Annotated in this window: 11 protein-coding genes and 1 pseudogene; 11 read left to right on the top strand and 1 reads right to left on the bottom strand. The window is 40.9% G+C overall.

Features of this window, described 5'->3' with window-relative positions; genetic code table 11:
* Nucleotides 1-392 precede the first annotated feature (392 nt).
* From N6B01_RS14565 to tal, 5 genes and pseudogenes are all read left to right on the top strand, one after another.
* Nucleotides 393-1,172 (top strand): metal ABC transporter ATP-binding protein, encoded by a 780-nt coding sequence (locus tag N6B01_RS14565; RefSeq protein ID WP_262080775.1) that lies wholly within the window; start codon nucleotides 393-395, stop codon nucleotides 1,170-1,172.
* Nucleotides 1,169-2,038, top strand: coding sequence for a metal ABC transporter permease (locus N6B01_RS14560; RefSeq protein ID WP_262080774.1), 870 nt, complete (start codon nucleotides 1,169-1,171; stop codon nucleotides 2,036-2,038). Before N6B01_RS14565 ends, N6B01_RS14560 begins: the two co-directional genes overlap by 4 nt.
* 22 nt (nucleotides 2,039-2,060) lie before the next feature.
* Nucleotides 2,061-2,953 (top strand): annotated as a pseudogene (locus N6B01_RS14555) (metal ABC transporter solute-binding protein, Zn/Mn family).
* Nucleotides 2,954-3,109: 156 nt separating this feature from the next.
* Nucleotides 3,110-3,559: a hypothetical protein gene (locus N6B01_RS14550; RefSeq protein WP_262080773.1), complete on the top strand. Its 450-nt coding sequence runs from the start codon at nucleotides 3,110-3,112 to the stop codon at nucleotides 3,557-3,559.
* Nucleotides 3,560-3,688: 129 nt separating this feature from the next.
* The gene (tal, locus tag N6B01_RS14545) at nucleotides 3,689-4,645 is read left to right on the top strand and encodes a transaldolase (protein WP_262080772.1); all 957 of its coding nucleotides are present in this window, start codon (nucleotides 3,689-3,691) and stop codon (nucleotides 4,643-4,645) included.
* A 136-nt stretch (nucleotides 4,646-4,781) separates the two neighbouring features.
* On the opposite strand, the gene N6B01_RS14540 is transcribed toward tal, so the two are convergent.
* Nucleotides 4,782-6,395 (bottom strand): GMC family oxidoreductase, encoded by a 1,614-nt coding sequence (locus tag N6B01_RS14540; protein ID WP_262080771.1) that lies wholly within the window; start codon nucleotides 6,393-6,395, stop codon nucleotides 4,782-4,784.
* Between the two features lie 376 nt (nucleotides 6,396-6,771).
* On the opposite strand from N6B01_RS14540, the gene N6B01_RS14535 reads away from it, so the two are divergent.
* From N6B01_RS14535 to N6B01_RS14510, 6 genes are all read left to right on the top strand, one after another.
* Entirely contained in the window at nucleotides 6,772-7,269 is a 498-nt protein-coding gene (locus tag N6B01_RS14535) for a hypothetical protein (RefSeq protein WP_262080770.1), read from the top strand.
* 271 nt (nucleotides 7,270-7,540) lie between these two features.
* Nucleotides 7,541-9,142: an ABC transporter substrate-binding protein gene (locus tag N6B01_RS14530; protein ID WP_262080769.1), complete on the top strand. Its 1,602-nt coding sequence runs from the start codon at nucleotides 7,541-7,543 to the stop codon at nucleotides 9,140-9,142.
* A gap of 104 nt (nucleotides 9,143-9,246) precedes the next feature.
* Nucleotides 9,247-10,224 carry an ABC transporter permease gene (locus tag N6B01_RS14525; RefSeq protein ID WP_262080768.1) on the top strand — a complete coding sequence of 326 codons (978 nt, stop codon included), beginning with the start codon at nucleotides 9,247-9,249 and terminating at the stop codon, nucleotides 10,222-10,224.
* Nucleotides 10,221-11,096: an ABC transporter permease gene (locus N6B01_RS14520; RefSeq protein WP_262080767.1), complete on the top strand. Its 876-nt coding sequence runs from the start codon at nucleotides 10,221-10,223 to the stop codon at nucleotides 11,094-11,096. The genes N6B01_RS14525 and N6B01_RS14520 overlap by 4 nt, the downstream gene beginning before the upstream one ends.
* Nucleotides 11,093-12,721, top strand: a complete 1,629-nt coding sequence (locus N6B01_RS14515; protein WP_262080766.1) for an ABC transporter ATP-binding protein — start codon at nucleotides 11,093-11,095, stop codon at nucleotides 12,719-12,721. The genes N6B01_RS14520 and N6B01_RS14515 overlap by 4 nt, the downstream gene beginning before the upstream one ends.
* Nucleotides 12,722-12,816: 95 nt before the next feature.
* Nucleotides 12,817-13,716: a LysR family transcriptional regulator gene (locus N6B01_RS14510; protein ID WP_262080765.1), complete on the top strand. Its 900-nt coding sequence runs from the start codon at nucleotides 12,817-12,819 to the stop codon at nucleotides 13,714-13,716.
* The last annotated feature ends 573 nt before the right edge of the window (nucleotides 13,717-14,289 follow it).

Here is a 14,289-nt window from a genome sequence, read left to right as displayed (position 1 = left end):
AAACCCTGAGTCCGATCAACAGACAGAATATCAAACTAAATTATATTTATAAAAAAACCGCTGATTAAACCAAAGGATTGCTAATGAATTAAATGAACTTTTAAACATTTCTTTAAAGCATAAAGAAAAAAGGCTCTAGAAAGGTTTTGATGAGTGAACCCTCATTGTTAATCATTAAAAGTTTACCGCCAATATCTCAATCAACTATTCACAAATGAAATGTTATAATATAACATAAAATAAAATGAATAATGTTGGAGGCAAAATTTTATGAATAAAAACAATCCCTTCTTATCAAGTATTTTTGCCCAAACATCATGGCGGCGGTTCTTATACGTCTTAATCCTTTTAGCTATCCTATGGCTTGGGGTTATTTGGGCAGTTAATTTACCATGATCGCCTTTCAAAATACGCCTCTCATTTCCTTAAGCCATGTAACTGTTGCTTATGAAAGACAGCCGGCTCTTCAAGATATTTCAGGTTGTTTTGATGCCGGCAGTTTAACCGCTATTGTTGGGCCCAATGGTGCCGGTAAATCAACATTGGTTAAAACCATTATGGGCGACTTAAAACAGTATAAGGGTGAAATTAATAAAGGAAGCCTTAAACTTAAAGACTTTGGCTATTTACCGCAAGCTTCTGACATTGAGCGTCATTTTCCTTTGAGTGTTGCCGATACAATTTTATTAGGCGCATGGCATAAAATTGGTGCTTTTGGTGGCGTCTCTAAACAAATTGCCGATAAAGCTCAACAAGCCTTAGCAATAGTTGGCCTTGAAGGGTTTGAACGGCGCTATATTGGCGCCTTATCTGCGGGGCAGTTTCAACGGGTTCTTTTTGCCCGCTTGCTATTACAAGACGCTAAAATAATTATTCTTGATGAACCATTTAATGCAATTGATGAGCGTACCATGCATGATTTGTTAGCCTTAATCGGCCGTTGGCACCAAGAAGGGCGCACAATACTTGCCGTTTTGCATGATATTGAGCAAGTTAGAAATAATTTTCCATCAACTTTATTATTAGCGCGCCATCTTATAGCTTGGGGGCCGACTACAACCACATTAACTCCCACCAATTTAGCCAAAGCGAAAGATTTAGCGCAAGGTTGGGACGAAGCCACCTTGGTGGATCAAAGTGGTTTCGCCAAAAACACGCGAGGTGCATTATGAGCGTTTACGGCTTTTTAATTGCGCCTTTTGTCGATTATGGTTTTATGCGCCGTGCATTAATTGCATCCTTCGCGCTTGGCATGGGGGCAGGGCCGATTGGGGTTTTACTAATGTTGCGCCGCATGAGCCTTATGGGGGATGCTATGAGTCATGCTGTTTTACCAGGTGTTGCAATTGGCTTTTTGATTGCTGGTGGCTTGTCATTGCCGATTATGGGATTGGGCGGTTTAATTGCTGGTCTTAGTGTTGCTTTACTTTCTGGCTTGGTAAGCCGCACAACAATACTGAAAGAAGATGCAAGCTTTGCTAGCTTTTACCTTACATCACTCGCACTTGGTGTTTTGATTGTTTCTTTGCGTGGTTCTAATATAGATCTTTTGCATGTGCTGTTTGGAACAATTCTCGCAATAGATGCTGAGGCACTTTTTATTGTGAGTGGTATTGTTTCTATAACCCTTATTGTGCTTGCACTTGTTTATCGGCCACTGGTTGCGGAATGTTTTGATCCCGGTTTCTTGCGTTCTGTTGGTGGATGGGGGCCGTTTTACCATTTCGTCTTTTTATTTTTGGTGGTGCTTAATCTTGTTGCTGGCTTTCAAGCCTTAGGCACATTAATGGCTGTGGGTTTAATGATGTTGCCGGCTGCAATTGCGGAATTATGGGCTCGCCGTTTACCAATCATGTTTGCCATTGCGGTGGCATGTGCCATGTTATCTGGATATTTTGGCTTGCTTGCATCCTATCATTTAAAATTAGCTTCCGGACCAACCATTATTATAACCGCAAGCATTATCTATGCCGTTTCCCTTATTATAAGTCCTGCCGGCGCCTTAAAACGCCAATGGCATAGTCGTAAATTAACCTAGTAAATCAACAGGAAAAACGATCATGAAACAAAAGTTTAAGTTTGGACTATTGGCAAGCTTATTGGTGTTTGTATTTACGCCAACATTATCTCATGCAAAAACCATCGATGTGGTTAGCAGTTTTACAATCCTTGGGGATGTTGTAAAAAATGTCGGTGGTGATCATGTCAATGTGCATAATCTTGTACCTGCCAATGGCGACCCTCATGATTTTGAGCCATCCCCTAATGACGCCAAATTGCTGCAAGCTGCTGCAGTCACCTTTATTAGCGGTGAGGGATTAGAAACTTGGTTTGAGCGGCTTGCCAAGCCTCTGGCAGTGCCAAAAAGCCGATCATTGTTTCGACCGGCATTAAAACTCATGATTTTGAAGAAGACGGAAAAAAAGTCACCGATCCCCATGTTTGGAACAGTGTGCCAAATGTGCTTATCTGGGTTGATAATATAGAAAAAGCCCTTATTGAAGCAGATCCTGAAGATGCAGCAAGCTTTAAAGCCAATGCAAATGTGTATCGCAAGCAATTGCAAGAGCTTGATGCATCTATTCGTGCGCAATTTGCAAAAATTGCTCCAAATGAACGGCAAGTTCTTACTAGCCATGATGCCTTTGGCTATTATGGTCATGAATATGGGGTAAAATTTTTGTCACCATTAGGATTGTCAACCGAAACAGAAGCATCAGCTGCTGATATTGCACAGTTGATTGATCAAGTTAAAAAAGAACATGTCAAAATGTATTTCTTTGAGAACTCAAATGATCCGCGCATGGTGGAACAAATTGCAAAAGCAACAGGCGCACAAGCAGGCGGCGCACTTTATCCTGAATCATTATCAGCGGCTGATGGACCTGCAGCAACCTATATAAAATTAATGAATTATAATACAAATCAGATTATTAATGCGCTTAAAAAATAAGATTTTGCTTAGAATACCACTTTTGCAAAGTGTTAAGCAAAATTTATATATTGTTTATAGATCGAGATAAAACTTAAGGTCATGGCTGCTAATTCATTGGCAGGCATGACCCTAACCTATATCAATATTGATCCATTGGTAATTAGGTAAATTGAGATGATTATATATCAATATGTATTTGATAATTTGTTAGCACCTTTTGGTGGGCTTGCTGATAATGATGAATTATCTGACAAGGTCGAAGAATTTGAAAGACAAAAAAATGATATAGGATTGATAGATTTTATTGAAAAAGAAATGGAAGCCGCTTTAATATTTAATTTTGGTGAAGATTATTTATATTCAAAAAACATAAAACATACTTATTATTATTATTTATTTTGTTGCGATAGGCAAAAAACAACAAAAATTTTTGAAAGTAGTCTAATTACATTTAAAAATGTGAACTTATTTTATCAAGCCCTTGAAAATATATATCATAAAATGGCTGCAGTGACTGGGCCAACAATTATTAAGTGCAATGAGATGATTGAAAATGATCAAACCGGTGATCTACTTACCATATTTAAAGACAGAAAAGCTTGGCTAGATTATATGAAAAAATAATTTATCAATAATGATTTTTATGAGCATTATCTCTTTTTAAAAATAGCCACAAATCACCATTGATAAATTATTCTTTTTAGCGCATTTTAACAAATCAATAGGATCATTTATTTGAGTTTGGAGTTTTCTATGACCAGCAAATTGGAACAATTGCGCGCCATGACGACTGTGGTTGCCGATACTGGCGATATTGATGCAGTTATTCGCCTTAAGCCAACCGATTGCACCACCAATCCTACCATTGTTTTAAAAGCATTGGGCACGCCAATGTTTAGCTCTGCGGTTAATGAAGCTGTCAGTTGGGGCAAGGGACAAAATGGCAGCCGTGAAGCAATTATCAGCGCTATTGCGGATCGCCTTGCAATTTCGGTTGGTGCAGCTTTGGTAAATATTGTACCTGGGCGTGTTTCAACTGAAGTTGATGCAGATCTTTCTTTTGATACCGAAGCTTCGGTTAAAAAAGCCCATAATATCATTGCCGCCTATAAAGAGCGCGGCATTGATCGCGAGCGCATTTTAATCAAGCTTGCATCAACTTGGGAAGGTATTCGTGCCGCAGAGATTTTGCAAAAAGAAGGCATTGATTGTAATTTGACCTTGCTCTTTAGCAAAGCGCAAGCCATTGCCTGCGCCGATGCTGGCGCTTTCCTTATTTCGCCATTTGTAGGCCGTATCCTTGATTGGTACAAAAAATCAACTGGTCTTGATTACACCGCTGAAACTGATCCCGGTGTTTTATCAGTTCGCTCGATTTACAATTATTACAAGGCTAATGGCATTAAAACCATTGTTATGGGAGCGTCTTTCCGCAATGCCGGCGAAATTGAAGCCCTTGCTGGTTGTGACCGCCTAACCATCAGCCCGGCGCTTTTGGACGAATTGGCCAATGACAATGGTGCATTGCCACGTCAATTATCACCTGAAACAGTTACTGCTGAAGCACCGATCCACATGGATGAAAAAACCTTCCGTTGGATGATGAATGAGGATGTGATGGCAGCTGAAAAATTGTCAGAAGGTATTCGTGGTTTTGCTAAGGATTTAACCGCCCTTCGCACCATGATTGATAAATTATTGACCGCTTAATTGATCAACCTTTTTTAAAGCCTTTTTTTAAAGCACGCCAAATTAGTTTTTCGCGTGCTTTAAATTTTTATTTTGCGTATTTTTTGAGCGCATAATAGGGCAGGGGATAAGGCTTTTTTAGTTAAATATAATGGGTTCAATCATTTTTTAAAATAAAAGCTGCGGCCTTTTCAGCAATCATCAAGGTTGGTGAATTGGTATTGCCTGAGGTTATTCTTGGCATGATAGAAGCATCGGCTATGCGTAAACCATGTATGCCGCGCACCCTTAGCTCAGGATCAACAATGCTGTTTTCATCACTGCCCATGCGGCACGTGCCAACAGGGTGAAAAATTGTTGTGCCAATGTCGCCTGCAGCTTTGATTAAATCATCTTCACTAAAAAAATTGCCGCCCGGCATAAATTCCACCGGATTATATTTTTGCAAAGGTGCTTGTTCGACAATTTTGCGGGTAATACGTATTGAATCGGCCGCAACCGCTTGATCGCTGGCGGCGCTTAAATAATTAGGCGAAATAGCGGGCGCTTCTTTATAATCATTGTTTTTAATATGAATAGTGCCACGGCTATCGGGGCGTAAATTACAAACACTTGCGGTAAAGGCTGGAAATTTATGCACTGGCTCACCAAATTTACCAAGGCTTAAAGGCTGTACATGATATTGCAAATTGGGCGTGGTAAAGCTGTGATGAGAGCGCGTAAAAATACCAAGCTGGCTTGGAGCCATCGCCATTGGGCCAGAGCGTTTAAGTAAATATTCAAGGCCTATCATCATCTTACCCCAAAGGCTTGAGGCTTTTTCATTTAAAGTGGCAATATTTTCCACTTTGAAAGCGCAGCGCAATTGTAAATGGTCTTGCAAGTTTTCGCCAACCTCTTTGCGCTCGCGGATAAGATCAATATTGGCGGCTTGTAAAACATCACCGCGACCAATACCGGAAAGCTCTAATATTTGCGGCGACCCAACGGCACCCGCACAAAGAATAATTTCGCGGTCTGCAAAAATTGTCTCATCACCTTGCGCACCGCTAATAACCACGCCACTTGCACGCAAGCCTGCATCTTCACTGGTTTTTGAAAATTCTAGCCGCTTAACTTGCGCCTTTGTACGCACTTCCAAATTAGGGCGATGGGCAGCTGGCTTTAAAAAGGCTTTGGCGGTATTAAGCCGTACACCATGGTTTTGGTTGACATTAAAATAAGAAATGCCTTCATTATCTCCACGGTTGAAATCATTGATAATAGGAATACCATAGGCATGAGCAGCATCACGAAACGCATCAAGAATATCCCAATGCAAACGCTGTTCTTCAACCCGCCACTCGCCGCCTTTGCCGTGAAATTCGCTATTATTGCCAAAATAATCTTCAGATTTTTTAAAAAATGGCAAAACATCATCCCACGCCCAACCAATGCCACCTAATTGGCGCCAATGAACATAATCTTGCGCTTGGCCGCGCATATAAATCATACCATTGATGGACGAGCAGCCACCAAGCACCTTACCGCGAGGATAGGCAAGGGCGCGGCCATTCAAGCCTTTTTGCGGTTCGGTTGTAAAACACCAATCGGTGCGCGGATTGTTAATGCAATAAAGATAGCCGACGGGAATATGAATCCAGATATAATTATCGCGCTTGCCTGCTTCCAACAGTAAAACCCGATTATTTGGATTTTCTGATAAGCGATTGGCCAATAAGCAACCAGCAGTACCTGCACCAATAATAATATAATTAAAAGCCTCCGCCATGATAATACCTCCCAATATAATCAAGAAGTCACTATAAAGAGGTTTTTAATTTTACCAAATAACTTTTCTGTGGCTGGCCGCAATTTTGTTCTATTTTTATGCATTATAATCATAGCAATATTTTATTTTATTATCAGCTTGATAAGACGTAAATATTTAACGTTAAAAAGGACACGCCTCCTATAATATATATTGTATAAAATATTAGCTCAATGATAAGCAAAGAGGCGGCAATTCGTGAGGCGAATGAATGGTTAAATTCAGCAAAGCTTTTTCGATTATTTTATTCATAGCAGCTATTTCATTTGCAAGCTCGTCTTTTGGGGCAGAAGCACTTAGCGAGGATTTGTGTCAAAGCTCAGTTCTTATTGATGGCATGAAAGTCGAATTATCGCTGACGGCACCGATTATTGTTGACAAAAATACCAATAAATTGATTGAAAATGACTTTGATGATGAGAGGCAAGAAAGATTACCTCCTGGAATACGATTAAGTTTTACAGCTATTGATAAAGATATTCAATGGCAGGAAAATTTATATAGTTCTGGTATTGATATTTGGTATATGAATGGCAATGACCCAAAAGGTCTCCTTATACAATCCACTCGGCCAAATGTATCTGAAAGCTTAATAAAAGTTGATGTTTTAAAAAAAGGCATGGAAATGACGAAAGTTCATTCTATAAGTTTTATTAATTTTCCCGAAATATTTGAAAAAAATGGCTTTAATATAACATTTGGCGCTTTAGGAAGATTACACGATATAAAAAAGATGGCTCCAAATCCAACAATCACCAATATTTATGAAGGCGATAAAAACATCTGGCAGGCACCTTTTGAAATATGTTTAAAAGCAAAGTGGCAATATAATTAAGCTTAAAAGTGAGTGCGTTTTTGATCGAAATTTGTGATGCCTTTGGCTTTATCATCACATTCTTAATTGCAAGAATTTTATACTGAAAAATATGGGTAATTTAGCATAATTTTTCTAATTTTTAACTGTTTTTGAAAATTTTAACGCTTCATAGTTTTAGAAAAAAATTCTATTTTATAGCCAATTTAGATGATGCAATTGCTTTTGGTTGCAATAGACACTCAATATATCAACCAATATATCAATTGTCGCATGAAACGGGAAAATTTTTATGAATTTATTTAAAGTGGGACTCGGTGTTGTGTTGGCCTTGGGTAGCGGTAGCTTTGCTACAGCCGCCGAATATTTGAAACCCGAAAATATTATTACAACAGGCGGCACTGCTATTTTCCACCTTAACCAAGAGCAAGGGGTTTTAAATCCAGCCTTGCGGGCGTCTACCGGTGTTTATATGATTTCTGGCAAGATTATGGAACCATTGATTGATCGTTCTTATGAAGGTTATGTGCCCGTTTTAGCCACCAAATGGTCTTCATCAGAAGATGGTAAAACCATTACCTTTGATTTGCGCGAAAATGTTCGCTGGCATGATGGGGTTGATTTTACCTGTGATGATGTTGCCTATAGTGCCATGAATCTTTGGAAGCCTTTGCTCAATTATTCCTCAACCTTACAAGAAAATTTGGTGTCGGTTGATTGCCCAACCCCGCATAAAGCAGTTTTTAATTATGCAAAGCCAATGCCGCTTGAGCTATTGGTAGCTGCTATGCCGGATCTTGGCCACCCAGTGCCCAAGCATCTTTATGAAGGCACTGATATTTTAAGAAATAAATATAATGCAGCGCCAATTGGTACCGGTCCATTTAAATTTTCTAAATATGAGCGCGGTCAATATATTATAGCGGAACGCAATGATGATTATTGGCGCGGCAAAAATTATCCCTATCTTGACCGCGTGGTTTGGCGTTTTATCACCGATAAGGCTGCTGCTGCTGCCGCACTTCAATCAGGTGAGTTGATGGAAAGCGGCTTTAACAGCATTTCTATGTCGGATATGGAACGCCTTGGCGCGAGCGGCAAATTTGACATTGGTCCCAAAGGTTTTGAAAATAACATCGCCCATACCACGGTTGAGTTTAATTTGCGCAATCCTATCCTTGCCAATTTAAAAGTGCGCCAAGCAATTTATCACGCTTTAGATATTGATTTTGCTATTAAAAATATCATGCGTGGCTATGGTAAGCCCGGGCATGGGCCAATTCCAAGCACGGGCGGCGCAAATTATACCGATGATGTGCCAAGCTATGCCTATGATGTTGAAAAAGCCAAGCAATTGCTTGACGAGGCTGGCTACAAAGCCGATGCCAATGGCATTCGCTTTAAATTGCGCCACCGCCCGGCACCTTGGGGCGAATATACACAGCTTTGGGCAGAATATTATGCACAAGCGTTAAAAGAGGTGGGCATTGAGGTGGAACTTGTTGCCAATGATGCACCCGGCTTTTTAAATGGCGTTTATCGTGACCATGATTTTGACACGGCGAGCGGCTGGCATTTATTCCGCAATGATCCAGCGGTTTCCACCACTGTTTGGCTGCAATCAGGTATTCCAGCTGGCACGCCTTGGAGCAATCAATATGGCTATAAATCGGAAAAAATGGACAGTCTTATTGAACAAGCGGCAATTGAGATAGACCCCAAAAAACGTGCTGATCTTTATCATCAGATGCAAAAATTAGAGATGGAAGATTTGCCGGTGATTTTCGCGATTGAGCATCCATTTGTGGCAACCACCAGCAAGGTGATGAAAAACCACCATAATACACCGCGTTGGGATTCATCAAGCAATTATGATTTATGGTTAGGTCAATAGATCAGTTTTCCCCCCCCGCTTATATCCGTAACTTTTTATTATAGCATAAAGGCAGTGGCTTTTGCCCTGCCTTTTCGTTCAAGGTACAATATTTTGGTGTTTTCATGCCTACCATTTTAACCTTTGCGCTGCGCCGTCTTGTGCAAGCGGTTCCCGTTATACTTCTCATCATGGTGGGTAGTTTCCTGCTTATCCATCTTGCCCCCGGTGATATAGTTGATGCACTCGTCGGCGATATGGGCGGTGCAGATCCAAAATTTGTTGAAAATTTGCGCATTGAATATGGGTTAGATCAGCCCGTTTATGTGCAGCTTTGGCTTTATTTGGTTAAATTGGCGCAATTTGATTTTGGTTGGTCTTATGTTTATGAGCAGCCAGTTTTGCAAGTATTGCTCGATCGCTTGGTGCCGACCTTATTATTAATGGGATCATCGCTTTTTGCCGCTTTTATTTTTGGCATTGCCCTTGGTGCTTTAGCCGCGCGTAAAGCTTACTCGGCAACTGATACGGTTATCTCAACGCTTGGATTGGTATTTTACGCATTGCCAAGCTTTTTCCTTGCCATTTTGATGATTATTGTCTTTTCGTTAAAACTTGGCTGGCTACCATCAGGCGGCTATAAGGATATTATTGCTTTTCATACGGGTTGGCGCAATGCGCTTGATATTGCTATTCATCTTATCTTGCCGGCAACATCGCTTGCCTTAATTTACCTTGCTTTTTATATGCGCTTAATGCGCACCTCAATGCTAGAAGTTATGGATCTTGATTATATCCGCACGGCAAAAGCTAAGGGCGCAAGCGGCGCAAGATTAATGTTTCACCACATTATGCGCAATGCTTTATTACCGGTTATCACTTTGCTCGGCCTACAATTTTCCACTATTTTGGGTGGCTCGGTGGTGATTGAGCAAATGTTTTCCATTCCAGGGCTTGGGCAGCTTGCTTATACATCGGTTATCAAACGCGATATGAATTCTTTGATGGGCATTATATTGCTATGCTCGATTTTGGTGGTGATTGTTAATTTTATAACCGATCTTATTTATGCCCGCCTTGACGCAAGGATTGAACTATCATGAGCGCTGAAACTGTTTTGCCGCACATCAAACAACCATCACGCCTTAACGCCTTTTGGCGCCGCTTTGCCCGCAACCGTGCGGCAGTGCTTGGGCTAATCTTGTTTATAATCCTTGTTGGCATGGCGCTATTTGCTGGCTTTATTGCACCCGGTGATCCGTTGCGCCGTGCTGGTGAGGCACTTGTTTTTCCATTTATGAATAGCGCAAACCCGCTTGGCACCGACCAGCTTGGCCGCGATATTTTGGCAGGCATTGTTCATGGGGCGCGTATATCGCTGTTAATTGGTGTGGTTGCCACTTTAATTTCAATTATTATTGGCGTTATTATTGGTGCCATTGCTGGCTATTTCGGCGGCCTAATTGATGATGTTTTAATGCGCATTACCGAAGCCTTTCAAACCATTCCAAGCTTTATTTTGCTGTTGGCTTTGGTCGCCATTTTTGGCTCGACAATTGAAAATATTATTTTTTGCATTGGCATTGTGTCTTGGACAGCCCCTGCACGTATGGTGCGGGCTGAATATATGTCGCTAAGGCAGCGCGAATTTGTTGAAGCCGCGCGCAATCTTGGTTGCAGCAATTTATCCATTATTTTTAAAGAAATCCTGCCAAGTGCTTTGCCGCCCGTTATTGTCTTTGCGTCGGTTATCATGGCAAGCTCGGTTTTGATGGAGGCGGCGCTTGCTTTTCTTGGTTTAAGTGACGCAAATTATGCGAGCTGGGGCAATATGATCGGGCAGGGCAGGGCGGTGCTGCAAAGCCAATGGTATTGCGCGGTAATTCCCGGCATTGCAATTTTTATGACGGTTCTTTCATTTTCCCTTTTGGGTGAAGGCCTTAATGACGCTCTAAATCCTAGGCAGAAAAAATGACCAAGCAACCGATTATTGAAATTAAACATTTGCAAATTACCCTGCCAAAGGGACAGGAGCGGATTTTTGCTTTGGCGGATTTATCGCTTAAAATTCATGCCGGTGAAATCACGTGCCTTGTGGGTGAAAGCGGCTCAGGCAAATCCTTGACAGCAAGCGCCATTATGGGGCTGCTACCTTCACGCACGGTAAAAGTAAGTAATGGCGAAATCCTTTATCACGGTGAAGATTTATTGAAAATGCCAGAAAAATCGCTGCAAGCCTTGCGCGGTAATAAAATGGCGATGATTTTTCAAGAACCGATGACGGCGCTTAATCCGCAAAAAAGCGTTGGCTGGCAAATTGATGAAGTGTTGCGTTTACACACAAAATTAAACAAAAAAGACCGCCTTCAAAAAGTCATAGATATTTTGACCGAGGTGCATATCCCCGATCCAAAATCGGTGTACCATGCCTTTCCCCATCAAATTTCAGGTGGGCAAAGGCAAAGGGTGATGATTGCCATGGCGCTCATTTTAGAGCCAGAATTTATCATTGCCGATGAACCGACAACGGCTCTTGATGTCACGACACAAGCGCAAATTTTGCACCTTATTAAGGAATTGCAAACCAAGCATAAAACCGGCATTTTGTTCATTACCCATGATTTTGGTGTGGTCGCGGAAATTGCCGACACTGTTGCAGTTTTAAAACTGGGTGAATTGGTCGAGCATGGCAGCGCTGATGAGGTGCTAAACCGCCCGCAGCACCCTTATGTTAAACAGCTTATCAATGCCGTGCCATCGCTTGTGCCACCCGTTGAGCGGCAAAACTCAATGGATAGGCCAGTTTTGTTAAATGCCATAGGCCTTAATAAAATCTATAAGGCAAAGGCCGGCTTTTTTTCAAAGGGGCGCAAAGCCGTCCATGCGGTAAAGGATCTATCATTTCAATTGCATCATGGTGAAACCCTCGGCATTGTGGGCGAAAGTGGTTCAGGTAAATCCACCGTATCGCGCTTGATAACGCGGCTATTAGCAAGCGATAGCGGCGAAGTGCATTTTGATGGTGAAGATATTTTAACCGCCAGTGCCAGCCAATTACAGCGTTTGCGCAAAGATATACAGATGGTCTTTCAAGACCCAATGGCATCGCTTAATCCGCGCAAAAGGGTGATTGACCTTATTGCCCAAGGGCCAATTATTCATGGTGTAGCAAAGCAAAAAGCCCATGAGGAAGCATGCCGCCTCGTTGAATTGGTAGAATTGCCGCAAAGCAGCCTTGAGCGTTTTCCGCACGAATTTTCAGGCGGCCAACGCCAACGCATTGGCATTGCGCGCGCTTTAGCATTAAAGCCAAAAATCATTGTGGCTGATGAGCCAGTTTCCGCCCTTGATGTGTCGGTGCAAGAACAGGTTTTAAAGTTGTTAATCCATTTGCGTCAAGAATTGTCGCTATCAATTGTGTTTGTGACCCATGATTTGCGGGTTGCTGCACAATTATGCGACCGGGTTATTGTTATGCAAAAGGGGCAAATTACCGAACAAGGTGAAACAGCCACTCTTTATAGCAATCCAAAATCTGATTATACCAAACAATTATTGGCTTCAATTCCAGGTAAAAATTGGCATCCACCGCGCTTTTAAAATGTCAATCATGATAAGATCTGGTCATTACTAAGAAAATATCCTATTTATAATGAATAGGATTTTAAATATTAACGTCGATAAAGTGCCTTTCAATGCTTGCAACTTGGCTTGCCGATTTCATAGAACTTGCGCGCACCCGTAGTTTTACTCGGGCGGCAGAAAATAGAAATGTCACCCACCCAGCTTTTGGGCGGCGCATAAAAGCATTGGAAGAATGGGCGGGCGTGCCGCTTATTCACCGCACTGTGCCGATTGATTTTACGGCTGAAGGCATTATTGTTCTTGAAACAGCAACTGAAATTATTGAAACCTTGCGGCTTTTGCGCGAGCGTTTGGATAGCAGCGATAAGACCGGTGAACCAGATTTAAAAATTGCTACAGGTGTGACGATTTCATCAACCTTTTTTCCCCAATGGTTAAAAGAAGTGAGCGCAATTATTGGCAATTTTAGCACTCGTATCATTGCAGGCAATCACGAAAAAGCCATTGGCGCTTTGGCAAATCTTGATGCCGATATTTTAATTGCCTATTCAAGCTATCATACAAGGTTGAAATTAAACCCTGCCCAATATGATTGGATCATTATCGCAACGGAAGAATTAGTGCCAATAAGTGCGATTGGTGAAAACGGCAAGCCACTTTTTACCGGCAGTGAGTCAAGTTCTACCCCTTATATTGGTTTTACCACTACAACCGCTCTTCACCCGATTATTACCCGCCATTTATCAAGCCTTAAAAACAAACCTAATGTTAAAATGGTGCATGAGACGGATTCTTATTCATCGGTATTGGAACTTGTTGCGGCAGGTATAGGCATGGCATGGCTGCCTTTGCGTTTGGTGCGTCCAAGCCTTGATGCAAAGCGCATCATGCTGATTGATCAACCATCATGGCAGGCAAAACTGGATATTGCTCTTTATCGGCGTAAATTATTTTCTCATAAAATAGTCAATCAACTTTGGGAAAATTATTCTCTTCATAAAATTGATTAATTGATATTTAAAACTGCAGGTATCGGTTAGAGGCAGGCTCTAATCATCACTTATTATGCATAATTAACAGCGTTTTTTGCTCGCTCTTAATGATTTAAAAAAACTAATTATTATAAAAAACTATTATACATCGCGATTAAAAAATGTTATATAAACAAAATAAATACAATTCTGCAAAGAAAGCTCCATATTTTTTATAAAAATATGGTTGGTTTATCTTTTGTTTTTTATTTATTTTCTTCTATGCATATAGCTTATTATAAGTATTTGTTTATATTATAATATTGCAGATATATGCATTGTAGCACTGATCATATCAGTTCTGTTTTTTTTCGCTTTTGTGCCGTTATTGCACATAGATGTGCCAAAAAAGCACGAGATTTTCCAATAATATTTGCTAGTTTTTAAATCGATTTTAAAAACGTCATCAATTGTGTGATTCCAGACATAGCAATCCATTATGCTATTAAGTGGAATAATTTGCCAATATTGTGACCAAAATCATAAAATGTAACGCATCTTGAAAATTTGGAGATTTTTTTGATGCCGTTGTAAGTCCGTCATTCAAGGCGC

This window comes from Bartonella sp. HY406 (assembly GCF_025449315.1).
Lineage (GTDB): Bacteria > Pseudomonadota > Alphaproteobacteria > Rhizobiales > Rhizobiaceae > HY038.
The sequence above is the reverse complement of the archived record's forward strand: the minus strand, read 5'-3'. Positions and strand labels throughout refer to the sequence as shown.